We start from the raw sequence: 25,000 nt of genomic DNA, 5'->3' as shown, positions 1-25,000 counted from the left end.
TAGGAGAAGTAGCCATGCGTATCCTGATGATTATTTTTTATCTGGTGTTAATCCTCGCTGGTGTGAGCTTCGCGGCTCTTAACGCCGGCTCTGTGCAGATCAATCTGTACGTCAGCACCGTGAGTATGCCAATTGCGGTTTTAATGACCATTATGCTGGGTATCGGTCTGCTCCTGGGACTGTTATTATTCGTATGGCGATACTGGCGCTTGAAGGTTGATTACATGAAATTGAAAAATCAATTGAAATTAAGTGAAAAAGAGGTTAAAAATCTTCGTGACATACCATTAAAAAATCAACATTAACAGACTGGATAATCTTGATCTGATATTTCGTCTTGTTAGGAGCTTAAGACCATGATTACTCTATGGCCACTATTATTACCTGCAGCTGCCTGGTCAGGCTGGTGGGTTGCCAGGCGTAATTACGCGGGGAAAAATATAAAACAGGATAATCGCCTGTCACGCGAATACGTTGTGGGTCTTAATTATCTTCTGAATGAACAAGCCGATAAAGCGGTCGATATTTTCATCAAGCTTCTGGACGTGGACAGCGAAACAGTCGAAACGCATCTGGCTCTCGGCAGCCTGTTTCGCAGGCGCGGAGAAGTTGATCGCGCCATACGTATTCATCAAAATCTGATTGCAAGACCTCAGTTGAGTCTGATAGATCGTAAAGAAGCCCTGATGGCATTGGGACAGGATTACATGAGTGCCGGAGTGTTTGATCGGGCCGAACGTATTTTTCTTGAAGTTGTTGAACTGGGTGGGAGTCGTGATACTCGCAGCCTTTACGGCCTGCTTGCCATTTATCAGCAGGAAAAAGCCTGGGAAAAGGCTCTCGATGTGATTAAGAAGATTGAAGTCTCGTCTGGACAGAGCATGCATACCCAGGCCGCACATTATTATTGTGAAATTGCCGAGTCAGCCATGAAGGCCAACGCATTCGACAAAGCACAGAATGCCACCCGACAGGCTTTAACCATTGACAGAGACTCGGTTCGAGCCAGTTTAATGCAGGCCTCGCTTGATATCATGCAGGGGCGTTACAAACAGGCAATTCGAGCGCTGCGCCGCGTTCCACAGCAGGATCCTGAGTTCATCAGTGAGATAATCGATCCTCTGCTGGCCTGTCACCGCGAAATTGACCAGATGGATGAGTGCGTCAGCTTTTTACAGCAGACCCTGGAAGAACATCCACGGGCTTCAACCATCTTCGCGATTGCAGATTATTTCAAGCGTGAAAAAAGTATGGATGTCGCAGTAGATTTCGTATCTGAAAAGCTGGGAACCTACCCATCCATTCGTGGTATCAACCGCCTGATCTTCTGGCATTTGGAAACGGCTCAGGGGAAGGTTCGTAACAAACTGGAAATGCTGTATCATATCACCAGCAAGTTTCTTGATAACAAGCCGGTTTACCGCTGTGGACACTGTGGCTTTGGCGGTAAACATTTACATTGGCATTGCCCAAGTTGTAAACAGTGGGGTAGAATGAAGCCAGTTCATGGCCTGGAAGGTGATTAGCCCGCCACTCTGGTCCAGCAAATGCCCGGTGTGTACCAGACAACAGGGCACTGACAATTATTTTTTTCGAGGAAAACATGCAATTTATTGATCTGAAAGCACAATACAAGTTAATTGAGTCAAACATTCTAAGCCGCATCCAGACTGTGCTTGATCACGGTCAATACATCATGGGTCCCGAAGTGGCTGCGCTGGAAAAAGAGCTGGCTGAATTCGTTGGTGTCCGCCATGCAATTGTTAATTCCAGTGGTACTGACGCGCTGCTCATGGCACTTATGGCTCTGGATATTGGCCCAGGCGATGAAGTCATAACCAGCCCCTTCAGTTTTTTTGCAACCGCGGAAGTAATTGCTCTGTGCCGGGCTACGCCGGTTTTTGTTGATATCGATCCGAAAACCTATAATATGGATCCGGCCAGACTGGAAGCCGCCATCACCTCAAAAACAAAGGCCATCATGCCTGTCAGCCTGTATGGTCAATGTGCTGATATGACAGGTATCAATGCGATTGCAGAAAAATATGGCATTCCCGTTATTGAAGATGCCGCTCAGAGCTTTGGCGCCACTCACAAGGGTAGCTATTCCTGCGCCCTGGCAACCATTGGCTGTACCAGCTTTTTCCCATCCAAGCCACTGGGTGGCTACGGTGATTCAGGTGCCTGCTTTACGAATGATGACAAACTGGCTGAGAGACTGATTGAAATTCGTATTCATGGTCAGAATGCGCGTTACTGTCACCGTCGCATTGGTATTAACGGACGTATGGACACCATTCAGGCCGCCATTTTAATAGAAAAAATGAAACTGTTCCCTAACGAAATCACATTGCGTCAAGAAGTAGCTCAGCGCTATACCGATATGCTGGGCAGCCTGGTAAGAACCCCGATTATTGAGCAGGGTAATACCAGTGTTTTCGCCCAATACACGATTGAAGTGTCTGATCGCGAGGACTTCCAGAAGCGTTTGCAGGCCCAGGGTATTCCAACCGCGGTACATTATCCTGTTGCCATGCATCAGCAGGAAGCACTCGCTTATCTGAATTACAAAAGCGGTGATTTTCCTCTGTCGGAACGCGCCAGCCAGCGCGTGGTGAGTCTGCCAATGCACCCTTACATCAGCGTTGCGGAACAGCAGCAGGTGGTCAATGCGGTTAAAGCCTGCCATGAGGCCATCGCCTGATATGACGTCCAGACTGATCATTGCGCTTGATTTTAACCATGAGACAGATGCTTTGCGTTTGGTAGAGCAACTGGATCCACGGCGTTGTGCACTTAAAATCGGCAGCGAAATGTTCACCCTGTTTGGCCGTGACTTTGTTCGTAAGCTGGTAGGGCAGGGCTTTTCTGTTTTTCTCGATTTAAAATTTCACGACATTCCCAATACAGTGGCTCAATCCTGTATTGCTGCCGCGGATCTGGGTGTCTGGATGATGAACGTGCATGCCAGTGGTGGCGCGAACATGATGAGCGCAGCCCGTAAGGCTCTCGACTCGTTCGGAAACGAACGCCCTCTGTTAATAGCCGTTACCGTGTTAACGAGCATGAGCGCCGCGGAACTGCCTCAACTGGGCGTAAACGGCTCTTTAGAGCACCAGGTCGAGCGTTTGACACGTCTGGCACATGAATCGGGTCTGGATGGCGTTGTGTGTTCTGCGCACGAAGTGCCTGCGGTTAAGGCCTTGTGTGGCTCATCGTTTTTAACCGTTACGCCGGGCATACGTTTGCCAGGTGACCGGCTCGATGACCAGTCCCGCGTTGTTACGCCTGAGCAGGCCGTTCGCCTGGGTAGTGACTGCCTCGTTGTCGGTCGACCCATTACCCGCGCCGCTCAGGCGAGGCCGGTTGTTGAGGTGATTTTGCAATCAATGCTACTTAAGTAAGTCTGGCATGGATCTGATAACCTCTGCTCAGATCCCTACGCCCCGCGACTCGTTCGCGGGGTCCAGGTTTGCAATAAGATTCAGGGAATTGCTCAATATTGTCTGGATACCGCGCATAAAGCGCGGTACGCAGGCTGATGGAGAGCAATTGTCAACAGACCCTCCTGTTTCCACCACTCGTTCGCACAATCCTGTAAATCCAGCAGACACCGAGAAACAAGCAACATTGACCCGTTTATAATTCAACCATAGCGTAAAAAACTATTTCGTCCGCTATTCATTTCCTCTCGTTTCTATGTTAGTTATGAATTAACCACATGATGTGTTTGCAGTGAATTTCATAATGGGAGACGGATATGCCCGGAAATGACGTGCTGATTGAGTTGTTACAACAAGATGGCTTATCGCATCCTAACAGCGACTTATTAAAAAAATACCTGCTTTGTATTCATCATGGCCGGTTTCTCGTAAACGGCTCCTCGCCCAGCCAGAATTTTTCTCTGGGGGACTATTTACTTGACAACGAACGTGTTGTTTTGGATTTTACTCATTTGAGCGATATGGGAAAAGAGACCTTTTTTGACTGGTTTCTCAATGCCCACAGGGCCGATGCCCGTCGTGCTTTCCTGAGTGGCGTAAAAACGACGGATTATCGCGGCTACACAGCAGAAGTTGCCTTGAGCTGGTGGGGAAGGATAACCAACTTTCTCTTTTATAAAAAACGCTCATGGCAGTGGAGTCTTTCCCCTTTAAACCTGTTGCCTAATGCCCAGCTTGGGATTGATTACCAGCTGAACGGGATAGAATTATGCGAAGGCAGACGTGGCTTGCTGGTTGGATTAAACCAGCTGGGTGTAGTAGAGCAGCCCGGGAAATATCAGGACCCCGCGTGCGCCCAGGACGGCTCACTTCGTAATACGAAACGCCTTTTTCTCAAAGATTCCCTTGTGACGAAGCTGACTGGAATCACTCTGGAGAACGTAAATTACGAAAAAATTGTGAATCAACCTCATCCCTTTGCCATACCCATAAGCAATCCCAGGGATTACTATCAGTCTATGCAGGAGTATCGACATACTCAGCGGCTGGTAATACCTGCTGCCTGGTATAAGCGTTTATGGAGATGGCTGGTATCATGGTTTTTGCCTCCAAGGCAACGCGCCGAAGCAGAAGCAGTTCCACCGGACGACTATACTTTGCTCGATTCCGATGAAAAAGTCCGTATTTACCAGGGGCAGTCGCGAGGAGACATTCTTGTTATGGAGGAATGTCCTGAGCTGGACAGTCTGGTTTTATCGGGTGGTGGTGCTAAAATTTTTGGTCATGTCGGGGCCTACAGCGAATTTGAAAAGGCAGGAATTCAGCCTGTGCGCTTCGCGGGAAGCTCGGCAGGCGCCATCATGTCTCTTTTGTGTTATCTTGGTTATGAAACCAGAGAAATCGTGCGTTTCTTCCAGCGTTTTCGCGAAGACAATCTTGTTTTTTATAATATCGATCGCTCAGGATTATCCGATACCCGCGCGGTAAAGGCTGCTCTCGATTATATGATTGTGAGGAAAGTAAGCGAAATTATTGTTCGTCATAATTTGCTCAATACGGATGAAGGACTGTCTTTTGTTGAATCACAGCTTTATCACAAGGGTAAAATTACCTTTGAATCGTTGAAGCGGCTTAAGCAGTTTTGCAGGGACTCTGATCTCGAATGTGAGATAAAGGATCATTTGATTGTCACCGCCACCAACGTCAGCACCCAGAGAACGCGATATTTTTCCAGCGATCTGACACCTGAAGTAGAAGTCAGCTATGCCGTAACCCTTTCAGCCAGCTTTCCCGTTTTATTCAAGCCGACTATTTTCCAGGGGGAACTGCACAACGATGGCGGAATAATGAATAATCTGCCGACGAATGCGTTTCCGGATGATCATTCAACCTTTCTGGAGTCGGAGTATGGTAACTGCCTCAGTCTGGTTGCTTTTCAATTTGATAATGGGCCTGAAGGGGGGATTTTACGTACGCTGCTGAAAGGGCGTGTTTATCGGGAAAATTTCCTGCTCAACATGATATATGGCTGGCTGACCGGTGTGCGTGACCCGGTCAGCGCCTGGGAGCAGGATCGGCTGAAGCTGCTGCAGCACGGGGCGCAAACGGTTTTGATTCCTATTGGCAACGTCAGTGCTACGCAGTTTAATGTTGATACAAATACGCAGAGTTTTCTGGCTGATCAGGGCAGGCGCGCGGCTAAACGTTACATCAATGCCCGTTATTGCAGAAGCAAGGAGACCGGCAATGCCTTTCAGGATGAGATCATGCACGCTCGCTTTCTCTGCCTTGAGGATGCATTGCATTACGCCTGTTATCGCCGAAATGAGAAATGGTTCCGACGCCTCGCTGCTATTGCAATGGATCAGGGGGGAGCCAGTGAAAAAATTGATCTATTGTGGGAAGAGCATTTTGCTCACCGTTCAATTGGAGTCGCTGCGGATGAAGATAATGACGATGACGATGACATAGAACAGGTCAGAGGGCGTGATGTGGCACAACGCAACACCTTGTTTTCCTGCCCGCTCTCAGTGTATTACGGTGAGGCGGATATGGCGATCAGGATGCGCTTATTCGAGGCTTTATATCCTGTTTTTCTACATGTTCCCTATGGTTTTTTTAGTAATTCGAGGGATATCAAATGGTTTAAGTCCGCGCGCCATTCCCTTTCTCTGAAGGATCCCTTCATCTGCCTTAATAGTTTAAACGAGATAAAAGGAGAGGTGCATGTGCTGTTTGCCATGCTGGTGAATCTGATCAGGATTTTGCAGAAGAAAGATACGGATAGCGATGCCTGTTGTGATCGCCTGAAAACAATGGCTGATCTGCTAAGCCAGGGCTGTACGATTGGGGACAGACGCTTTTATGGTCATTGGGCGTTACTGGACTGGCAATATGACAAAATTCTTAATGAGCTGACAAATAATAATATTTCGCTGGCAGCCAGGTTATGTGATAGATACCGACTGAATAAGGAGCCCCCCGAATACTGGATTCCAGTTGTCGAGCAGCCAGAGATAATCACGTCAGACGATGACGATGCCAGTGAGAGTTATTCGCCCCGAATGAGCAGTCGGTAGGAGGGGGATGGAGCGAGAGCAGCGCGCCCGCTGGTTGTAAAGAAACACAACGGCCCGAGCACGCCTTAAGGTTTGAATTTAATTTGGTCTTCATGTATAATCATGCGCCACTAAAACCTGTTTTTACGGGGCAAAACAACATGAGCGCATCAAATACCTCTATCAAACACAAACTACAACAAGAAGCATTATGGCGGCTAATTAATTCAGACCAGTTTAACGCCTTATTTTTCGAAAAATTCACCATCATACCTCAGCTCGCTGGTAATGAATGGGCAATCAGAGAATGCAGCTATCCGGGGTATGTTGAACTGTTCAGACGAGCAGATTCACATGAGGTATGCAGTCGATTAACCATCGCTGAGATCAAGAAAATATTATGTGGAAAAGGATTATGTTTTTTCGAAGAAAATCCAAACCTTTTGGAACTGATTGTACCTGAAAGAGCACAACAGATTTTAATGGAGCTGCCTCCTGCCCAGCCCCCTTTTTCAAGCGAAACCTATAGCGAGGATAAACCTGGATTCGCAAGGTTTGAAAGGATTGTTTCCCGCTCGGAACAAGGACTCGATGCTTTCAGAAGCGATTTTTTTCTAGACCCTGAACAAGTTAAACGAAGAAACGAAGAAAGACTTCGTAAATTTGCCGAAGCTGTCGGCTTGACGGATATGAAATTTTTGTAACTCATTGAGAGCGCTCAGTAAACCAAACCTATTCAGCGGCCAAAATGGATTCAAATTATGTTTCGAGTGACGTTTTCCTTTATATCTTTCAGCTCATCAACCAGTTTTTTAGATTCTGTTTTCACCCTGAAAAAAGTGGGGGTCTGGTTAAGCGCGTAACTGACCAGATTAGCGATACCGAGAGTCCCCACGGAAACAGCCGCGCAGGCCAGCCTGGCGAAAAACTGTTTCCACCCGCGATGTTTTGCCAGCGTGCTTTCTGTTGCCTTTATCGCATTGTTAACACAGCGGTTAAATGCTGATTTATCTGGTATCAGTTCATCAAGTGCATAGTTTATTTCGTTTTTCAAATGAGTTGCTGCTGCAGAGGCCCTTATGTATGCTATTCTTTGTGAAGAGTCAGCTGGGTATTTACCTGCTTCGGTATTCAATCTCTCTATTTTCGTTTGCATATCTCGCAACAGTGGTGAGAAAATGGCTCTGGCCCTGTGCTTGATAATTAATGGAAGCTTACAATAAATCGCATTCAGTTGCTCCACAGATGTGTCCTTATTAACACGCCCAGCCTGAATTTCAGACAGCAATCTGTGTGCAAATTGTTCTCCAATATCTACTCTTGCCAACAATCCCTGAAAATTGAGAAGTGATGACAAAAAATACTGGATATCGCCGGACTCATTGGCTGATCTCAGCAATGTGTTAATACCATCATACAGTGACAGATCTGGTGACTCTTTTGACAGTTGAGTCAATTTGTTACGTAATACCTCGGAGCGTAGCTCACCGCGGGTTGCGTTTCGATCGGAAAAATCGAGCCCGAGGCCATTGTTTTTGTTTGTTATGCGGAATTTGGGTTCATCAAAGCATTCAAACACAATCTCGTCAAGCCTGGTTGTGCGCAGGAATGCAAGATCCTCGGCGTTCAGCTTTTCATTGCAACCCATATCAAACAGTACATCAACACTGTTTTCCACTGACGAGTTGGCAGTCTCCAATGTAGAGTGCAGAGCTGACTTAAGATAAAGAGGATCGATACGGGGTGTATATGACATGTTTATCCTCCTCATTTCTGCTGGAAATTCTTTCAATAACTTTAATATACACCCCAAACATTAAGAAAATATTACCACATTTGATTATTAATAGATCAATATCCAGCGAACAGCGCTTTTACTGTCTCAAGGCTGTCTTTGTAAGTCTATCCGCCACCCGCACTTTGGTGTAGGATAACTCGTCGTTTTACAAAGGAGATGGATGATATGTACAACGTTATGGTTACAGGTGCAGGAAAAATAGGGAGTTTAATCGCGTGTCTGCTGGCAGACAGCGCAGGATATCAGATCCATCTGGCTGATCTGGAGTTTTCGGGTACAGACGTGACACGTCTGTTGCAGGAGTTTCCGCAAATTAAAACCGTTGGTCTGGACGTGACCGATGAAGAAGCCACGCTGGCTTATTTTCAAAAAAATCAAATTGTTGCTGTTATATCAAGCCTGCCTTACTTTCTTAATCCTCACGTAGCACGTGTGGCAAGGCGCGCCAATGCCCATTACTTTGATCTGACGGAAGACACCGCAGTCACCGAAACCGTTAAAAATATAGCACAGGGCGCAGAAACTGCGTTCGTACCACAGTGCGGGCTGGCGCCTGGGTTTATCAGCATTGCCGCTAACAGCCTGATGCAGGAGTTTGATCAATGCATTAATGCCAGACTGCGCGTGGGTGCCTTACCGCAGCGGGCGAACAATGCGCTGCATTATTCTCTCACCTGGTCAACCGATGGCGTTATTAACGAATACGGCAATCCCTGTTATGGCATTGAAGGTGGTAAGCCCGTGGTGTTGAAGCCATTGGAAGGGCGTGAATCCATTCAGATTGACGGCTGTGAATACGAAGCATTTAACACCTCGGGCGGCCTTGGCAGTCTGGGAGAACTTTACCTTGGTAAAGTGCAGAGCATGAACTATAAAACCATGCGCTATCCCGGCCACTGTGAAAAAATGCGTCTGTTGATGAATGATCTGAAGCTGAACGAAGACAGGGATACTCTCAAGCGTATTCTTGAGCGCGCCATTCCTAAAACCTATCAGGATATCGTCATCGTATACGTGACGGTTGAAGGCATGAAAAACGGCGAGTTAACCGAAAAAAGCTACGTTAAAAAAATATGGCCCGCTGTCATCCGCGGCCTGGAGTGGTCTGCCATCCAGGTCAGTACTGCGTCAGGTATCTGTGCGGTTGTGGATTTGGTTTTGGGGCAGGCAAATGAATATAAGGGGCTGATCCTGCAGGAAAATTTCCGCCTCGCCGATGTAATGGCAAATCGTTTTGGACAATGTTACGCATAGGAGACTGGTATGGATTTTTTGAAACACCTCGCTGTTTCGCCGATAAATGCAGGCGCTTTCAGCGGTCATGACTGGCAAAGCCATACCGGGGCGCATCGATTATCATCCTTCAGCCCGGCTACTGGTGAGCTGATTGCCGAAGTCGCCACCTGTTCTATGGACGATTATCAAACGGTTATGCAACGCGCAGAACAGGCCGCTCAGGCCTGGAAACAATACCCCGCACCGAAGCGTGGTGAAGTGATTCGCCTGATTGGTCAGGTACTGCGCGATAACAAAGACTGGCTGGGCAGCCTGGTTTCGCTGGAGATGGGTAAGTCGAAACAGGAGGGCGATGGCGAAGTTCAGGAAATGATTGATATCGCTGATTTTGCTGTTGGACAATCGCGCATGCTGTATGGAAATACCATGCATTCGGAGCGTCCTCTGCACCGCATGTATGAGCAATGGCATCCCTATGGAATTGTCGGCGTTATATCTGCCTTTAATTTTCCCGTTGCGGTCTGGTCGTGGAATGCCTTTATTGCCGCTGTTTGCGGTAACGTCACTATCTGGAAACCCTCCGCCAAGACGCCGCTCTGCGCCATAGCTGTGCACCACTTATGCAGCAGGGTGTTGAAGGAAACAAACAGCCCCGACATTTTTTCTCTGATTATTCCGCAATCGCATGATGTGGTTGAGGCCATGGTGAATGACCCGCGTATTCCCCTGATTTCGTTTACCGGCTCAACGGCTGTGGGCAGACAGGTGGCTGCAAAAGTAGCGGCCCGCCTCGGTAACAGCATCCTTGAGCTAGGTGGAAACAATGCTATTATTCTGGATGAAACAGCGGATTTAAACCTTGCCATTCCGGGGATTGTATTCGGAGCGGTAGGTACAGCAGGACAGCGCTGCACAACAACACGACGTTTGTTTGTGCAAAAATCCCGCTACGAGGATGTGCTCAAGCGTTTACGTCATGCCTTTGAGCAGGTCACAATCGGTGATCCGCTGGACAGTAAAAATCTGATGGGACCATTGATAGATCAACAGGCCGTTGACCAGTTCAGTGCGGCCATTGCCCGGATTCGTAAAGCTGGCGGCCAGATTGTGTTTGGCGGGGAAGTTCTGAATCGTCCTGGTTCCTATGTTCAGCCAACTCTGGTCTGCGATGTGGAAAATCACTGGGATATTGTTCAGGAAGAAACCTTCGCACCAATCCTGTACGTAATGCCTTACGACACACTGGAAGAGGCCATCGCCCTGCAGAACGGTGTGCCCCAGGGGTTATCTTCCTCCCTTTTCACGCAAAATCTGAAACACGCTGAACGCTTTTTAAGTGCGCTGGGCAGCGACTGTGGTATTGCCAACATCAATATTGGCACCTCAGGCGCCGAGATAGGCGGCGCGTTTGGAGGTGAAAAAGACACGGGTGGCGGGCGCGAGTCTGGCTCCGACTCATGGAAGGCTTATATGCGTCGCCAGACCAATACCATTAACTGGGGCGATACCCTGCCACTGGCACAGGGAATTCGTTTTGATTTGTGATGGCATTTCTCTGCTATTATTATTTATCTTACACTGAATAAGGACTGGAATTATGTCTGAGCCATTTCATATCAAAAAAGTAGCCGTGCTTGGAGCCGGCGTTATGGGTGCTCAAATAGCGGCGCATTGTGTGAATGCGGGTATCGAAACGCTGTTATACGATATGGCAGGGAAAGCAGGCGCTAATGCTCTGGTTGATAAAGCGATTGTTAATCTGACAAAGCTTAAGCCCAGCCCTCTGGCCACCACAAAAACAGCAACATTTCTGCAGGCAAAAAACTACGATGACAATCTGGCTGACCTGCACGATTGTGATCTGGTTATTGAGGCTATTGCAGAGCGCCTCGACTGGAAAGAGAGCCTCTACCAGCGTATCGCGCCCCATTTGAATAAACGGGCTATTCTGGTCAGTAATACCTCCGGCCTGAGCATAAACTCACTGGCTTCGGTATTACCCGAGTCTCTGCACAGCCGTTTCTGCGGCGTGCACTTTTTTAATCCACCACGCTACATGCACCTGGCTGAGCTGATCCCGGCCAAGGCTACCTCAAAAGATCTGTTAAACCATCTGGAAACCTGGTTGACCAGTAATCTGGGTAAAGGGGTGGTTGTAGCAAAGGACACACCAAATTTTATCGCCAATCGTATCGGTGTGTTTTCCCTGTTAATGACCATTCATCACGCGGAAGCCTTCAATCTGGGCCTCGATGAAGTGGATGCGCTCACTGGTAGCCTGCTGAACAGGCCGAAGTCCGCAACCTTCCGAACCATGGATGTGGTAGGGCTGGATACCATGGAGCATGTGGTACAGACCATGCAGGATCAATTGCCCAAAGACCCATGGCATGCCTGGTTTAAACTGCCAGTCTGGCTGGGTAAATTAATTTCAGAGGGGCATCTTGGCCAGAAAACTGGTCAGGGCATTTACCGCAAACCCGGAAAGGTGATTGAGGTTCTTGATTATGCTACGGGTGAATATCGTGCCTCCAGCCCAGCGGTCAGTGCAGAAGTGCAGTCTATCATGGCGGAGAAGGATATTGGTCAGCGCGTATCGCGCCTCCTGGCCTCTACCGACAGACAGGCACAGTTTCTGGCTGCCTGTTTCCGTGATCTGTTTCATTATTGTGCCTTTCATCTGGAAGATATTGCGGCCAATGTGCGCGATGTTGACCTGGCCATGCGCTGGGGCTTTGGCTGGCAGCAGGGACCTTTCGAGACCTGGCAGGCCTTTGGTGTGGATCGCATGCTGGTTGAGATTCGTAAACACGAGTCTGTTGCTGGTTTGCCGGGCTGGCTAAACGATAATACTCAGTTTTATACGCGCGAAGGTGCCTATGCGCCAGCGTCTAAAAGCTACATGCCGGGCAGTAATCTGCCGGTATATCGCCGTCAGATCAGCCCATCGAAAACTGTTCTGGTTGAAAACAAAGGGATTAGCCTGACCCACTTAGAAGACGATATTGCTGTCCTGTCGTTTAAGAGCAAGGCCAATACTATTGGTCAGGAGGTCCTGGATGGCCTGCAGATGGCCATGGATGCCGCCGAAAAATCCTGCCGAGGTGTGATTATTTATCAGAATAATCCGGATAATTTCAGTTCTGGCGCCGATCTGCGCTCGGTCATGGGCTTGATTCAAGATAAGAACATGGCAGGTGTCGATGCCATGATAACGGCGTTCCAGAATACGGTAATGCGCATCAAATATTCGCCCATTCCTGTGGTTGCCGCTCTGCGTGGGCGTGCGCTTGGCGGCGGCTGCGAACTGCTTCTTCATTGCGATGCTGCGGTTGCTGCGTTTGAGTCCTACCCAGGACTGGTTGAAGTGGGGGTAGGATTGATTCCTGCTGGCGGTGGTTGCAAGGAAATGGCACTGCGTGCTGCTCATCATGCCGGGCAGGCAGACCTGATGACCTTTATTCAGCCACTGTTTGAACAAATTGCTACAGCGGCCGTATCAGCCAGTGCACCCGATGCTGTGCTGCGTCATTACCTGCGCCCAACCGATACCTGGGTCATGAACAGTGATGAAGTGTTGTATGTCGCCCTGTCGAAAATCAAATACCTGCTGGATGCCAATTACAGCGCACCTTTACGCCACAGTTTCAAGGCTGCCGGACGCGAGGGGCATGCCAGGTTGCTGGCTGGTTTATCCAACTGGCTGGCTGGTGGATTTATTTCACAACACGATTATGACATTGCCAGCAAAATTGGACATGTGATCTGTGGTGGTGACGTGAATCAGGGGACCATGGTGGATGAAGCCTGGCTGCTGAAGCTGGAAAGAGAGGCCTTTGTTGCTCTGGCTGAAACACCCTTAACTCAGGCGCGAATTGCTCATTTACTTGAAACCGGCAAGCCATTGCGCAACTAAACGGGGAAAACCTATCATGACTAATGTATATATTGTTGATGTATTGCGTACCCCGGTTGGTAAAGCGCCACGGGGTGTGTTCCGTCATACGCTGCCAGATGATCTTCTGGCTCACTGTATTCGCTCCCTGACCGAGCGAAACAGCTCCGTCAACTGGGCTGATGTGGGTGACGTAGTAGTTGGCTGTGCAATGCCTGAAGCAGAGCAGGGCATGAACGTGGCCCGGATTGGAACGCTCATGGGCGGTCTGCCGGATTCTGTTCCCGCCATGACCATCAACCGTTTTTGTTCATCAGGCGTACAGAGTATTGCTACGGCAGCCGCAACCATAGCGCATGGCGATATGTCGCTGGCATTGGCGGGCGGTGTGGAAAGCATGTCCATGGTGCCATTGGGTGGGAACAAGTACACAGCCAATCCATCCTGGTTTGACAACGAAAATGTCGCGATTGCCTACGGCATGGGTATCACCGCTGAAAATGTTGCCAAACGCTGGAATGTGACTCGTGAAGAGCAGGATGAGTTTGCTGCTCAGAGCCATCAGCGCGCCATCGCCGCACAGAAAAGAGGTGATTTTGATGCGGAAATTGTGCCGGTTGAAATTGATGTCCGCCATCTTGATCTGCACTCGTCGACACTGGACGTGCGCAACCGTCTGATTACACAGGACGAAGGCCCGAGAGAAGATACATCCTATGAGGTTATTTCCCGCTTACGCCCCGTCTTTGCGGCTCGTGGAACAGTAACGGCTGGAAACAGCTCACAAACCAGTGATGGTGCGGGTATTGCCTTGCTGGCCAGTGAGGAAAGTCTGTCACGCTTTCAACTGAAACCCATGGGACGTCTCGTCAGTTACGCAGTCGCCGGTGTGGCGCCTGATGTGATGGGAATTGGCCCCGTCAGTGCGATTCCGCTGGCTTTGAAACGTGCCGGCTTGACTCTGGATCAAATTGACTGGATTGAACTGAACGAAGCCTTTGCTGCTCAGGCGCTTGCGGTTATTAAAACGCTTGATCTGCCTCGCGATAAGGTTAACCCTTTGGGCGGTGCGATTGCTCTGGGGCATCCACTGGGTGCGACAGGTACGATTCGTACGGCAACCCTGCTGCATGGTTTGCGTCGCACCAAGGGTCGCTATGGCATGGTAACGATGTGTATTGGTACGGGTATGGGTGCCGCGGCTATTTTTGAAGCCTTGTATTAGTGAGGCTCCCGGATTACGGCTTCGCCTAATCCGGGCTACAGTAAGGTGCGCTTTTCAACATGTAGCCCGGATTAGGCGAAGCCGTAATCCGGGGTGTTGTCGTTATGCATGAGTCCTGCTAAAAACGCTCCGCACAGGCGTTTTTCCAGTCTGCTTTATACGACTTTGGAACATTATCCGTGAGCAATTGACCAGGTTCCAGATACTCATAGATCTCGCGCAGGTTTTTCACCTGTGTTTCGCCCACGCGGCGCATCAGGTATTCTGGCTTCAGATCGCTGGGGTTGTTTAAACCCATGGCGCCGACGATTTCAAGGAAGCTTTTGATGGTGTTTTTATGAAAATTCGCTACGCGGTGCTGTTTTTCGTCAACCACCAGCCCCAGCTGCAGCCTTGGATCCTGCGTGGCAACACCCGTTGGGCAGGTATTAGCATTACACTGCTTTGACTGAATGCAGCCAACGGCCATCATCATGGCGCGGGCTGAGCCACAGATGTCGGCGCCAAGGGCAATGTTACAAACCATGTTAAAACCTGTGGCTACCTTGCCATTGCCGATCAGGCGGATGTGTTGGCGTACATTGATACCAACCAGGGCGTTATGAACAAAAACCAGTGCTGATTCCAGCGGCGTGCCCACGTGGTTGGCAAATTCAAGGGGCGCGGCGCCCGTGCCGCCTTCGGCCCCGTCAACCGTGATAAAATCGGGCAGGATACCGGTTTCGAGCATGGCTTTGCAGATTCCCAGAAACTCGTCTCGCCGGCCAAGGCACAGTTTAAAGCCAACTGGCTTGCCACCTGACAGGGTTCGCAATTGCCTGACGAACTCTAATAAGCCAATCGGTGTGCTGAACGCGGAATGTGCCGGGGGAGAAAGAACATCAAAACCCATTTTAACCTTACGCACCGCCGCAATTTCAGGCGTGAGTTTGGCGGCGGGCAGAATGCCGCCATGCGAGGGCTTGGCACCCTGCGACAGTTTGATTTCAATCATTTTTACTTCGTCTCGACAGGCTTCCTGGCGGAACATGTCAGGCTCAAACATTCCCTGATCATCACGGCAGCCGAAATACGCTGTACCAATTTGAAATATAATATCGCCACCCTGTAAATGAAAAGGGCTGATGCCGCCTTCACCCGTATTGTGAGCAAAGCCGCCGGCTTTTGCCCCTTTATTCAAAGCCATTAAGGCATTGGGCGACAGCGCGCCATAGCTCATGGCGCTGATATTAAGACGCGAGGCATTATAGGGTTTGCTGCAGTCCGGACCACCGACCATAATGCGGGGATCAACTTCGGTCATGTGTTTCGGAGCCATGGAGTGAAGCACCCAGGTATAACCCACTTTGAGGATATCCTTTTCGGTGCCAAAAGGAACGGTGTCACGTACGTTTTTAGCGCGCTCATACACTATCGTGCGCGTTTCCCGGTTAAAAGGGCGCTCGTCTTCGTCATTGGCGATGAAATACTGCTGAACTTCCGGGCGAAAGAACTCCAGAATATAACGCATATGGCCGAGGACGGGAAAGTTGCGCAGCAGACTGTGCTTTTTCTGGAGCAGATCGTAAATCCACAGCAGAATCAGTGGGATCAATATCATCAAAAACCAGTCTGTATTGTCGATCATGACCAAAATCATAAACAGACTTAACAGTACCAGACCTAATCCCAGATACCACTGACGCCGCATAATAAGTCCTTTAAATTTTCATCATGGCTGCAATAGCGATACAGCCCTTTCCGCCATGCAGGCCCACCGCTGTGGAAACTGGCTCAATAAACACGGGCTCCTGCTTTAATTCCTTTTCTGTCGTGTCGCTGTATTCCCTTGCCTTTTCTTTGATACCCGCATGAATGATGCAGTAACGATCCAGACTTAGCCCGTCGTGCTCCTGAAGATGCTGCACCAGCGTGATCAGTTTGTTCATGGCTCCGCGCTCGCTGAACGCCTGTGAACACAACACGGCTTTACCTGCCTGGTCAAAAGAGAAAATGGGTTTTATATGCGAAAATCGGGCAACACCGCCGGCGAGTTTGCTGATTCGTCCGGAGCGCACCAGAGAATCCACGTCGTTTACCATGGCATAAAAGAAAATCTTACCTTTTTGTTCTTCAAGTGTTGCCTTTATCTCATCAATCTTCATGCCCTGTTCAATCAGCTCGGCTGCCTTGATAACCAGCAGTCCTTGCGCGCCGGAACTGAGGCAGGAGTTGATAACATGAACATTATCGATAGTCTGAGCTATGCTGGCGAAGGCATTGTGTATGCCGCTTAATACCTGTGACAGGCTGATGACCAGCACATGATCATAGTGAGAGGATAACTGGCGTATCTTGTTCTCGATCAACTGCCGGGCTGGAAAAGACGTGCGTGGGTAATCTTTTAATGAGGCCAGCGTATTATAAAACTCATCCGGGTCGAAGCAGTTTCTATCCAGGAAGTGATGACCATCCAGATGCACATTCAACGGGATCTGATGAATCTGAAACTGATCACGTAACGACAGTGGGATATCTGCCCCCGAATCGGTTACCAGCGCAATCGATTGCTTACGCTCGTGTATGGATTCGAACTGACGCTGCATGTCGTCAATTTTTGGATAATTGATGGTTCCATGATTCATCAGGGATTTGAATACGTCGGACGGGTTGTTCGTGTGTAAATGAAAGCGACAAAGGCGTGAGTTGGCAGTCAGTACCACGCTGTCGCCAAATCGGCTTAACTCTTCGGTGAGCGCCTTTTTATCAATCTGACTTGAAGTCAATAAGGCTTCGGTACAATAACGATGACTGGGGCGGCATTCGATCAAGTGCGCCTCATGATGTTCCGTATCTAAATCTGGCTGTCCTTCCGTTTCAGGCAGTGCGCCGGGATTGATCAGGAATTCTGCAAATCCTTCGGTGAAGTGGAAAAAACCAAGTGCGCCGGCATCCACGGCCTCTTCGTCATCCTGCGCGCTGATAGGGCGTGAAGTGGACTCCACGGCCTCGTTCAGCAGCGGCCTGACGTTATTCAGCAATTGCTGAAAGCATTCGTGTTTATCAGACAGACTATCAATACTGACAGCCCAGGCATCGATGACGGTCAGGATGGTTCCTTCGACCGGATTGGAAATACTGGCGCGGACACCCTCGGCAGCTGATTTCAGCAGACCGGAAAAATCCTGAATGGTGATGTGTTCATCTGGCAGCCTGTCGTGAATCAGCGCGTTGAAAAACTGAGAAAAAATCATGCCGGAATTTCCATGCGCGCCCATGATACTGGCATCGGCAATCGATTGCAGAGTCGAGGAAACCGAGGGATGGGGCTTGGAATAACTAATGATTGCCGTTGCGGTGGCCGCCATGTTATCACCGGTATCGCCGTCGGCTACCGGGAAAAAATTAATGGCATTCAGAGCATTCTTTTTTGTAACAACATGATGACAACCTTGTAAAATTGCTCCATGTAAGATACTGTAATCAATAGTTTTTATTGGCATGGTTCTAAAGAGTTAAATTTAACATAACTTTAAGCATACACGTAAACTTGACAGGTCGCCTACTATGTTTCATTTAAAATTATTTTTTCTGTGCCTTTTTGTGTTTTTTTTCCTCGATATGCTCTGGCTTGGGTTAATTGCAAAAAATATGTATCAGACTGCCTATGCACCCTGGCTGCGTTTAACAGATGGTCAGTTGCAGCCAGTCTGGTGGGCTGCGTCACTGGTTTATCTGCTGCTTGCCCTGGCTGTGGTTGTTTTTGTCCTGCCCATGGCTGATTATGGAATCGGTCACTCCTTGTTCTACGGAGCGCTATTTGGCCTGATAACGTATGGTGTATACGATATGACGACGTACTCCATATTCAAAGACTGGCCATTATCCGTCACACTGATCGATTGGGTCTGGGGTGTGGTGCTTTGCTCATCAACAGCCACGATAGCAGCCTGGTTTTCGCAATTTTTTGATTAAATTTGATTTCTACGGTGAATGTCCTACGCTTTTACATAAGAGATTATGTAAGGAGTTTGCATGCGTTCACTTATTTTGGCAGCCTGCCTGGCCGCAAACGTAGCCTTTGCGGACGAAATTGTTGGCTTTTCAGCGTATGAAAACGGTGATTACAGCACCGCATTCCCTCATTTATCTCAAGCCGCCAATGCTGGTAACGATGATGCCATGTATCTGCTGGGACGAATGTTCCAATACGGATACGGGGTCAATCAGGATGATGTGAAGGCTGGTGAATGGTACCGAAAGGCGGCAGACAAAAACAACGCTCTGGCGCAGCTGAGTCTCGGTTACCTGTATGACTCTGGTAAAGGATTTAAACAGAATTATGAGCAGGCTTTTGCCTGGTACATGAAAGCCGCATTACAGGGCAATGAAATTGCTCAGCGCAATATCGGTTTGATGTATGCCACTGGGGATGGTGTAAAGGCTGATGACAAAAAAGCCTTTGAGTGGTTCACCAAATCTGCCGAGAAAGGATACGCCAAATCGCAGGTGAATCTGGCCTATCAGTACATGGTTGGCAGCGGCACAGATAAAAATGTGGAAAAAGCAATGTACTGGTATAAACAGGCTGCTGAGCAGGGCGATGCCAAAGGCGAATACAGCCTCGGGCTTCTTTATACCGGTGATTATGGCCTGCCGCCTAATCAAAAAGAGGCAACTTACTGGCTGTCTAAGGCTGCCAATCAGGGGCATCGTAATGCTCAGGCCTATCTCGCTTATCAATACATGAACGGTCTTGGCATCGAAGCCTCGCCAGAAAAAGCGGCCTACTGGTATCAGCAATCAGCGGAACTGGGACAGGACCAGGCTCAGATGGAGCTGGGGCAGATGCTTCTGACTGGAGCAGGGATTGAAAAAGACTATGAACAGGCGGCTTTCTGGTTTGCCAAATCTGCCGCTCAGGGTAACGCAGCGGCCCAGGCGAAGCTGGGGTATATGTATAGTGCTGGTCTTGGCGTGCCAAAAGACAAGGTCAAGGCATACGCCTGGTTGAAAATGGCCTCAGACAACAAAAACGAGCAGGCCGCTCATGAGCTGGAACGGCTGACACCTTCGCTGACTGAGGATGAAAAAAAGAGAGGCGATACCTTGTTTAGCGAGCTTAAAAGCAAGGGTCCCGTGCCGGAAGGGCACGATTACGAGAATTAAGAGTGAATATCAGGAGTGAGTTAGAGGGTGGGTACGTAGCTTTCGCTCCTTTATCCACCCTGAAGATCTGATATCGCACTTATGCGGCTTTATGTGCAATCATCCTGTTAATATAGGCAATCGCGAGAGCTGAGACCAGCAGCGTTAAATGAATAACCACCTGCCACATGACATTATAAAAACCCAGTTTGGTTGGGTCGATAAATGTTCGTAACAAATGAATGGATGAAATACCAATCAGAGCTACGGCCAGTTTTATTTTCATAGCTCCCGCGTCCAGATGATCCAGCCATTCTGGCTGGTCCGGATGTGACTTCAGATCGAGCCGCGATACGAAGGTTTCGTATCCTCCCATCACAACCATGATCAGCAGATTGGCTATCATGACTACGTCGATAAGATCCAGCACGCCCAGCATGATGTGATTATCATCAAACCCATTAAGGTGCATGATGAGTTCGAATAATTCATGAATAAAGCGGTAAACATAGGCTGCCAGTATGGCAATCAGACCTATGTAAAGAGGCGCCTGCAGCCAGCGACTGACAAAAATCAGTCGACTTAATAAAAGTTTGAGTGGATTCATAATGCCCGTTAAATGCTGTTGGTTTGCGGCATTATACGGTCAAGCCCAGGCCTTGCCAACAAGCAGAATAATCCTGCTGTCGGGAGGCGTGTGCCATGGCTGCCTCGCTGACCTGCCACACTTCGTTGGTTTCAAACATAAAGGCCAGTGTGTTGTCGTAACGTCCGGGCGTCAGCTCTTCGTTCACCGTTGTATGGTAAGTCTCTGTGTCTGGGCCATGTGGTACCATATTGTTATGTATACTGATACCTCCTGGCGTAAATCCTTCTTTCTTGGCATCGTATTGTCCGGTAATCAAACCCATCAGCTCGCTCATGATATTACGATGAAAATAGGGCGGCCTGAAGGTGTTTTCAGCAACCATCCATCGTGGCGGAAAAATAACGAAGTCAAGATTGGCTATACCAGGTACAGCACTTTCTGAGCTAAGTACGGTAAAAATAGACGGATCCGGATGATCAAAACTCACGGTGTTAATGGTATTAAACAAGGACAGATCGTAAGAGCAGGGGGCGTAATTACCATGCCAGGCCAATACATTTAAGGGCGTGGCAGGGCGCTGGCTGACCCACAACCGTCCCTGGTACTTGCAAAACAGGCTGACAGGATGGTTTCCCTCTTCATAAGAGGCATTGGGGTAAACAAAATGGCGGGGATTAGCCAGTCCATTGGCGCCAATCAATCCCAGGGTAGGCAGTTTCAAGGGCTGGCCTGCGTTTTCACAGAGATAGCCACAGGCCCGCGGCGTGTTGAGTTCTACCTTGAAAACCACGCCACGCGGAATAATGGCAATTTGACCGGCGGCAATGCTCAGGCGGCCAAACTCCGTAAACAGAGTTATTTCGCCTTCATAGGGAACAAACAGCATTTCTCCGTCGCTGTTACTCATATAACGCTCGGTCATGCTCTTGTTGCACTGATAGATCCACGTGCTCAGCTGTGACGTGGAGGCAACATGAAACAAGCCATCTATAAAATCCAGCGATTGCACTGGAGCAGGTAAAGGTGACCAGCGCAGGGGATTGGGGGACTGCAGACCGGCAGACTTAAGCGGGAAGCCGTTGTCATACAGCTGATAATCGCCATGCACCACTGATGGAGTCTTACGATAGAGCCAGCTGCGAAGATTGAGATGCCGTTCACGCGTGAAGGCACTGCCACTCAGTTGTTCGGCGACCAGATTGAGCGGGCATTTCTGAGGTGAGTTCTGGTTTTGTGGCAAAGCGCCCGCTACGGCTTCCGATTGATGGTAGTTGCCAAATCCTGTCAAAAGCACGATCGATCTCCTTTTTTGGGGCGTTGCCTGTGTTTGTCCGTTTTTTTTAGACGCACGACAAGGTATAATTAACTCAATTTATTCTATTAGCTGTCGGAAATCAAAGACTAGTTTCATTTCCGGGCATTCCTCGTGAGGTAATAACATGGCAGGTCACAGTAAGTGGGCAAACATCAAGTTTCGTAAGGGTGTTCAAGACGCCAAACGCGGTAAAATTTTCACCAAACTCATTCGTGAAATCACCGTTTCAGCCCGGATGGGCGGTGGTGAGGAATCAACCAACCCCCGTTTGCGCGATGCAGTGACGAAAGCCCTGAAAGCGAACATGAAACGCGATACCATCGATAATGCCATCAAACGTGGAGCCGGCGGCCTCGATGGCGCCAACATGATTCATATGCGCTACGAAGGCTATGGACCAGGCGGTATAGCCATACTTGTTGACTGCCTGTCCGATAACAAGAACCGCACCGTGTCGGAAGTACGTCATGCCTTCACCAAACATGGCGGCAACCTCGGTACAGACGGTTCCGTTGCCTATCTGTTCAATCATCAGGGCGAAATTTTACTGGCCGCAGGCCAGGCTGCCGATGCGGCCATTGAGCTTGCGATAGAAGCGGGTGCTGATGACGTGTCAGAAGAAGATGGTCAGGTGGAAATTATCACACCCGTTGATGGCTATCACGCGGTTCTTAATGCCGTTCAAAAAGCCGGCTTTGAAGTTGAGCAGTCTCAGCTGGCCATGCGCGCGCAGCTGATGGTTGAAATCGACAACGAATCGGCAGAATCACTGGTGAAACTTATCGACATGCTCGAAGATCTGGATGATGTCCAGGAAGTCTACAGTAACGCCCGTTTCCCGGAATCCATGTTTGAATCGATGGATTGATGACCATTATCCTTGGGATTGATCCGGGATCGCGTATCACCGGCTATGGCATTATTCGCGAGCAGCAGCGCCGGCTGTATTATCTTGACAGCGGCTGCATTCGAACAGCAGACGGTGAGTTATCCGAACGCCTGCTGGAAATATACAATGGTATCTGCCATTTGATGGATGCGTATTCTCCTGACGAAGTGGCCATTGAAGAAGTGTTCATGCATCAGAATGCCAGTTCGGCATTAAAGCTTGGCCATGCACGCGGTGTGGCGATGGTTGCGGCCGCCTCGCATCGTGTCAAAGTCAGTGAGTATGCCGCAAGGGAAGTGAAGCAGGCTATTGTAGGTTATGGTGCTGCCGAAAAATCTCAGGTAAAACAGATGGTCATGAATCTGCTGATGCTGAACGCGGCACCACAAAGTGATGCGGCCGATGCACTGGCGATAGCCATTTGCCATAGTCACCGGCGTAATGGCCTGCAATTAAGGAGACGTGCTCGATGATAGGATGGTTACGGGGAAGACCCATTGATAAACACCAGCCAGGACGGCTTGTGCTGGATGTGAACGGCGTAGGCTATGATGTAGAAACGTCTCTGCAGACGTTTTTTCAACTGGACAGCCATCCGGATATGGTTGGTTTGCACATTCATACGGTAGTCAGAGAAGACGCGCTGTTACTGTATGGTTTCCTTGATAAACAGGAGCGGGCGCTGTTCCGCGCACTGATTAAGGTAAACGGTGTAGGCCCCAAAGTGGCCATGGCTATTTTGTCCAGCATCACCCCAACTGAATTCGTACAAAGCATTGTCCAGCAAAATACGCTGCTTTTAACCAAATTACCCGGTATTGGCAAGAAAACAGCGGAACGTCTGGTTATTGAAATGAAAGACAGCATTCAAAATCTTGTTTCCTGCGATTCTGTGCCTGATGCCATAGCCGTGGCGCCACTGGCACGTGATCAGAGCGAGGCCATCAGCGCACTGGAGGCTCTGGGATATAAAGCACAGGAAGCAACGAAGGTTATCAGGAAAATAGATGATGGTAACAAGAGCTGCGAGCAGTTGATTCGTCAGGCATTACAGATTCTCGCGGGTCTGTAAAACAAACACAAGGAACGTGACCATGAGAGCTATATTTGCTGCTGTGCTGTTTTTCCTGCTTCCTGTAGCCAGTGGAGCAGAGCAGACCGATCAGATCGACGTCAAACCCGCTGAAACGGCCTTCATTATCCGCCTGCCTTCAAACATAACGACAGGTTACAAATGGATCATTACAAAATACGATAACACACTCATCAGCCTGACATCCGAGCGCTACGAAAAGCCAGACAGCCGACTCATGGGCGCGGGTGGTTTCGATGTGTTCTCATTTCAATTAATTAAAGATGTACCCAGGCCGACATCAACCTCCGTAACTTTAAGCTACAGGCGACCCTGGGAAAAAGAGGACCTGTATGTGAAAACGGTCGTTGTTAATTTTCAAAAAATGCCCTGAGTCGAATGATTAAACAAGGAACGTTATGAACAGCACAAGTCAGGCTCACCATATCAACGCGCTTCCGGAGGATATGCAGGGTAACGGCAGTATAGGGCGCTACTGGTTTTTAACCGGCTCGGATGAGCGTGCCCGGCTTATCAGTGAGCGTTTCCAGCAGGTACGAGTCAATAAGCATCCCAGACAGCACAACATTTATCTAGGGACGTTGCCTGGGCCTGACGGAGAATTGATCGACGTTGCTTCGGTATCGTTGGGCATGGGTGGTCCCAGCGCCGATATCATCATCAACGAACTGCTTTTACTTGGCGCCCGGCGGCTGCTGCGAGTAGGAACAGCAGCTTCCTTACAGGCCCCTCGAATCAAGACGGGAGATCTGGTTATTGCCAGTGCCGCAGTACGAGACGACAAAGCCTCCTGGGACTATATTTATCGGGAGTATCCGGCGGTTGCCTCTCTTGACTATCTTGGCGCCATACAGCAAAGCCTGCAGGAAAAAAAATCCGCTCATATTGGCATAGTCCATTCTAAAAGTTCATTGTTTGCGCGTGAGTTTGATTATTCGTTAGTAGACGAGCATCACCAGTATATGCGGAGCATGACAGCTGCCGGTGTTCTGGCAACTGAAATGGAATGCGCTCAATTGTTTATTCTTGCCTCACTTGCAAGTGCACGTAATCCAGAAAAGGGCGTTTCCGCAGGTGCTGTGCTGGCGATTATCGGTGATAACCTGACTCCATTTTCTGAGGATAAGTCGCTGATTGAGAATACGATTAATAACGCTATTGAGCTAAGCCTCGCCAGTACGCTTCGGCTGGCAAAAACAGAAAGGCAATGATATGGATATTAATTTTCTCTGTACGGGACAAAACTCCGGTCGGTCATTCCCGCGCAGGCGGGCCCTTCCAATTAGGCTTAAGTTTTGCTTGACACTCTAAGCCCCCTACGTACCGCGGCT

The 25,000-nt window shown here is 49.1% G+C and carries 22 protein-coding genes; 17 read left to right on the top strand and 5 right to left on the bottom strand.

Annotated elements, in window-relative coordinates; genetic code table 11:
• The first annotated feature begins 14 nt into the window (after positions 1–14).
• The 6 genes from ACQUTA_RS05295 to ACQUTA_RS05270 all read left to right on the top strand — a co-directional run bounded on the left by ACQUTA_RS05295 (position 15) and on the right by ACQUTA_RS05270 (position 7,206).
• Positions 15–305 carry a LapA family protein gene (locus ACQUTA_RS05295; protein WP_444987171.1) on the top strand — a complete coding sequence of 97 codons (291 nt, stop codon included), beginning with the start codon at positions 15–17 and terminating at the stop codon, positions 303–305.
• Positions 306–356: 51 nt separating this feature from the next.
• On the top strand, positions 357–1,526 hold the full coding sequence (lapB, locus tag ACQUTA_RS05290; RefSeq protein WP_444987170.1) for a lipopolysaccharide assembly protein LapB: 1,170 nt from the start codon (positions 357–359) through the stop codon (positions 1,524–1,526).
• Between the two features lie 77 nt (positions 1,527–1,603).
• Positions 1,604–2,704, top strand: coding sequence for a DegT/DnrJ/EryC1/StrS family aminotransferase (locus ACQUTA_RS05285; protein WP_444987169.1), 1,101 nt, complete (start codon positions 1,604–1,606; stop codon positions 2,702–2,704).
• Position 2,705: 1 nt separating this feature from the next.
• Entirely contained in the window at positions 2,706–3,404 is a 699-nt protein-coding gene (gene pyrF / locus ACQUTA_RS05280; RefSeq protein WP_444987263.1) for an orotidine-5'-phosphate decarboxylase, read from the top strand.
• A 356-nt stretch (positions 3,405–3,760) separates the two neighbouring features.
• The gene (gene vpdC, locus ACQUTA_RS05275; RefSeq protein WP_444987168.1) at positions 3,761–6,523 is read left to right on the top strand and encodes a Dot/Icm T4SS effector VpdC; all 2,763 of its coding nucleotides are present in this window, start codon (positions 3,761–3,763) and stop codon (positions 6,521–6,523) included.
• Between the two features lie 140 nt (positions 6,524–6,663).
• The gene (locus tag ACQUTA_RS05270) at positions 6,664–7,206 is read left to right on the top strand and encodes a hypothetical protein (protein WP_444987167.1); all 543 of its coding nucleotides are present in this window, start codon (positions 6,664–6,666) and stop codon (positions 7,204–7,206) included.
• Positions 7,207–7,256: 50 nt separating this feature from the next.
• Here ACQUTA_RS05270 and ACQUTA_RS05265 read toward each other — a convergent pair whose 3' ends face one another.
• Positions 7,257–8,258 carry a hypothetical protein gene (locus ACQUTA_RS05265; RefSeq protein ID WP_444987165.1) on the bottom strand — a complete coding sequence of 334 codons (1,002 nt, stop codon included), beginning with the start codon at positions 8,256–8,258 and terminating at the stop codon, positions 7,257–7,259.
• A 207-nt stretch (positions 8,259–8,465) separates the two neighbouring features.
• On the opposite strand from ACQUTA_RS05265, the gene ACQUTA_RS05260 reads away from it, so the two are divergent.
• Genes ACQUTA_RS05260 through ACQUTA_RS05245 form a run of 4 tightly spaced genes read left to right on the top strand, consistent with a single transcriptional unit; the run spans position 8,466 to position 14,656 of the window.
• The gene (locus ACQUTA_RS05260) at positions 8,466–9,554 is read left to right on the top strand and encodes a saccharopine dehydrogenase family protein (protein WP_444987164.1); all 1,089 of its coding nucleotides are present in this window, start codon (positions 8,466–8,468) and stop codon (positions 9,552–9,554) included.
• A 9-nt stretch (positions 9,555–9,563) separates the two neighbouring features.
• Complete coding sequence (gene amaB / locus ACQUTA_RS05255; protein WP_444987163.1) at positions 9,564–11,081, top strand: L-piperidine-6-carboxylate dehydrogenase; 1,518 nt, start codon at positions 9,564–9,566, stop codon at positions 11,079–11,081.
• Positions 11,082–11,133: 52 nt separating this feature from the next.
• On the top strand, positions 11,134–13,452 hold the full coding sequence (locus ACQUTA_RS05250) for a 3-hydroxyacyl-CoA dehydrogenase/enoyl-CoA hydratase family protein (protein ID WP_444987162.1): 2,319 nt from the start codon (positions 11,134–11,136) through the stop codon (positions 13,450–13,452).
• A gap of 16 nt (positions 13,453–13,468) precedes the next feature.
• Positions 13,469–14,656, top strand: coding sequence for an acetyl-CoA C-acyltransferase (locus ACQUTA_RS05245; RefSeq protein WP_444987161.1), 1,188 nt, complete (start codon positions 13,469–13,471; stop codon positions 14,654–14,656).
• A gap of 118 nt (positions 14,657–14,774) precedes the next feature.
• Here ACQUTA_RS05245 and ACQUTA_RS05240 read toward each other — a convergent pair whose 3' ends face one another.
• Together ACQUTA_RS05240 and ACQUTA_RS05235 are read right to left on the bottom strand one after the other, a co-directional pair.
• Positions 14,775–16,346 carry an FMN-binding glutamate synthase family protein gene (locus ACQUTA_RS05240; protein ID WP_444987160.1) on the bottom strand — a complete coding sequence of 524 codons (1,572 nt, stop codon included), beginning with the start codon at positions 16,344–16,346 and terminating at the stop codon, positions 14,775–14,777.
• A gap of 10 nt (positions 16,347–16,356) precedes the next feature.
• A complete protein-coding gene (locus ACQUTA_RS05235) occupies positions 16,357–18,138 on the bottom strand; it encodes a DegV family protein (protein ID WP_444987159.1) in 1,782 nt (593 codons plus the stop codon).
• A 64-nt stretch (positions 18,139–18,202) separates the two neighbouring features.
• Here ACQUTA_RS05235 and ACQUTA_RS05230 point away from each other — a divergent pair, with 64 nt between their 5' ends.
• A complete protein-coding gene (locus tag ACQUTA_RS05230; protein WP_444987158.1) occupies positions 18,203–18,610 on the top strand; it encodes a DUF2177 family protein in 408 nt (135 codons plus the stop codon).
• Between the two features lie 60 nt (positions 18,611–18,670).
• Entirely contained in the window at positions 18,671–19,804 is a 1,134-nt protein-coding gene (locus ACQUTA_RS05225; RefSeq protein ID WP_444987157.1) for a tetratricopeptide repeat protein, read from the top strand.
• A gap of 79 nt (positions 19,805–19,883) precedes the next feature.
• On the opposite strand, the gene ACQUTA_RS05220 is transcribed toward ACQUTA_RS05225, so the two are convergent.
• A complete protein-coding gene (locus ACQUTA_RS05220) occupies positions 19,884–20,390 on the bottom strand; it encodes a TIGR00645 family protein (RefSeq protein WP_444987156.1) in 507 nt (168 codons plus the stop codon).
• Positions 20,391–20,421: 31 nt separating this feature from the next.
• Positions 20,422–21,666, bottom strand: coding sequence for a homogentisate 1,2-dioxygenase (gene hmgA / locus ACQUTA_RS05215; protein ID WP_444987155.1), 1,245 nt, complete (start codon positions 21,664–21,666; stop codon positions 20,422–20,424).
• Positions 21,667–21,811: 145 nt separating this feature from the next.
• On the opposite strand from hmgA, the gene ACQUTA_RS05210 reads away from it, so the two are divergent.
• From ACQUTA_RS05210 to ACQUTA_RS05190, 5 genes are read left to right on the top strand one after another with little or no spacing between them, the layout of a single operon-like run.
• On the top strand, positions 21,812–22,555 hold the full coding sequence (locus tag ACQUTA_RS05210; RefSeq protein WP_444987154.1) for a YebC/PmpR family DNA-binding transcriptional regulator: 744 nt from the start codon (positions 21,812–21,814) through the stop codon (positions 22,553–22,555).
• Positions 22,555–23,049 (top strand): crossover junction endodeoxyribonuclease RuvC, encoded by a 495-nt coding sequence (gene ruvC / locus ACQUTA_RS05205; protein ID WP_444987153.1) that lies wholly within the window; start codon positions 22,555–22,557, stop codon positions 23,047–23,049. Before ACQUTA_RS05210 ends, ruvC begins: the two co-directional genes overlap by 1 nt.
• Positions 23,046–23,648, top strand: coding sequence for a Holliday junction branch migration protein RuvA (gene ruvA, locus ACQUTA_RS05200; RefSeq protein WP_444987152.1), 603 nt, complete (start codon positions 23,046–23,048; stop codon positions 23,646–23,648). Before ruvC ends, ruvA begins: the two co-directional genes overlap by 4 nt.
• A 22-nt stretch (positions 23,649–23,670) precedes the next feature.
• Complete coding sequence (locus ACQUTA_RS05195; protein WP_444987151.1) at positions 23,671–24,042, top strand: protease inhibitor I42 family protein; 372 nt, start codon at positions 23,671–23,673, stop codon at positions 24,040–24,042.
• Between the two features lie 25 nt (positions 24,043–24,067).
• Positions 24,068–24,880 carry a phosphorylase family protein gene (locus tag ACQUTA_RS05190; RefSeq protein WP_444987150.1) on the top strand — a complete coding sequence of 271 codons (813 nt, stop codon included), beginning with the start codon at positions 24,068–24,070 and terminating at the stop codon, positions 24,878–24,880.
• The last annotated feature ends 120 nt before the right edge of the window (positions 24,881–25,000 follow it).

This window comes from Legionella navarrensis, from assembly GCF_052527415.1.
Note: the sequence above shows the minus strand (reverse complement) of the source record. Positions and strands in the feature narration are given on the sequence as shown.

What these genes read in the sequence shown, in the direction of transcription:
- ACQUTA_RS05295 (WP_444987171.1), top strand. Translation starts at nt 15, where the DNA reads ATGCGTATCCTGATGATTATTTTTTATCTGGTGTTAATCCTCGCTGGT.
- lapB (WP_444987170.1), top strand. Translation starts at nt 357, where the DNA reads ATGATTACTCTATGGCCACTATTATTACCTGCAGCTGCCTGGTCAGGC.
- ACQUTA_RS05285 (WP_444987169.1), top strand. Translation starts at nt 1,604, where the DNA reads ATGCAATTTATTGATCTGAAAGCACAATACAAGTTAATTGAGTCAAAC.
- pyrF (WP_444987263.1), top strand. Translation starts at nt 2,706, where the DNA reads ATGACGTCCAGACTGATCATTGCGCTTGATTTTAACCATGAGACAGAT.
- vpdC (WP_444987168.1), top strand. Translation starts at nt 3,761, where the DNA reads ATGCCCGGAAATGACGTGCTGATTGAGTTGTTACAACAAGATGGCTTA.
- ACQUTA_RS05270 (WP_444987167.1), top strand. Translation starts at nt 6,664, where the DNA reads ATGAGCGCATCAAATACCTCTATCAAACACAAACTACAACAAGAAGCA.
- ACQUTA_RS05265 (WP_444987165.1), bottom strand. Translation starts at nt 8,258, where the DNA reads ATGTCATATACACCCCGTATCGATCCTCTTTATCTTAAGTCAGCTCTG.
- ACQUTA_RS05260 (WP_444987164.1), top strand. Translation starts at nt 8,466, where the DNA reads ATGTACAACGTTATGGTTACAGGTGCAGGAAAAATAGGGAGTTTAATC.
- amaB (WP_444987163.1), top strand. Translation starts at nt 9,564, where the DNA reads ATGGATTTTTTGAAACACCTCGCTGTTTCGCCGATAAATGCAGGCGCT.
- ACQUTA_RS05250 (WP_444987162.1), top strand. Translation starts at nt 11,134, where the DNA reads ATGTCTGAGCCATTTCATATCAAAAAAGTAGCCGTGCTTGGAGCCGGC.
- ACQUTA_RS05245 (WP_444987161.1), top strand. Translation starts at nt 13,469, where the DNA reads ATGACTAATGTATATATTGTTGATGTATTGCGTACCCCGGTTGGTAAA.
- ACQUTA_RS05240 (WP_444987160.1), bottom strand. Translation starts at nt 16,346, where the DNA reads ATGCGGCGTCAGTGGTATCTGGGATTAGGTCTGGTACTGTTAAGTCTG.
- ACQUTA_RS05235 (WP_444987159.1), bottom strand. Translation starts at nt 18,138, where the DNA reads ATGCCAATAAAAACTATTGATTACAGTATCTTACATGGAGCAATTTTA.
- ACQUTA_RS05230 (WP_444987158.1), top strand. Translation starts at nt 18,203, where the DNA reads ATGTTTCATTTAAAATTATTTTTTCTGTGCCTTTTTGTGTTTTTTTTC.
- ACQUTA_RS05225 (WP_444987157.1), top strand. Translation starts at nt 18,671, where the DNA reads ATGCGTTCACTTATTTTGGCAGCCTGCCTGGCCGCAAACGTAGCCTTT.
- ACQUTA_RS05220 (WP_444987156.1), bottom strand. Translation starts at nt 20,390, where the DNA reads ATGAATCCACTCAAACTTTTATTAAGTCGACTGATTTTTGTCAGTCGC.
- ACQUTA_RS05210 (WP_444987154.1), top strand. Translation starts at nt 21,812, where the DNA reads ATGGCAGGTCACAGTAAGTGGGCAAACATCAAGTTTCGTAAGGGTGTT.
- ruvC (WP_444987153.1), top strand. Translation starts at nt 22,555, where the DNA reads ATGACCATTATCCTTGGGATTGATCCGGGATCGCGTATCACCGGCTAT.
- ruvA (WP_444987152.1), top strand. Translation starts at nt 23,046, where the DNA reads ATGATAGGATGGTTACGGGGAAGACCCATTGATAAACACCAGCCAGGA.
- ACQUTA_RS05195 (WP_444987151.1), top strand. Translation starts at nt 23,671, where the DNA reads ATGAGAGCTATATTTGCTGCTGTGCTGTTTTTCCTGCTTCCTGTAGCC.
- ACQUTA_RS05190 (WP_444987150.1), top strand. Translation starts at nt 24,068, where the DNA reads ATGAACAGCACAAGTCAGGCTCACCATATCAACGCGCTTCCGGAGGAT.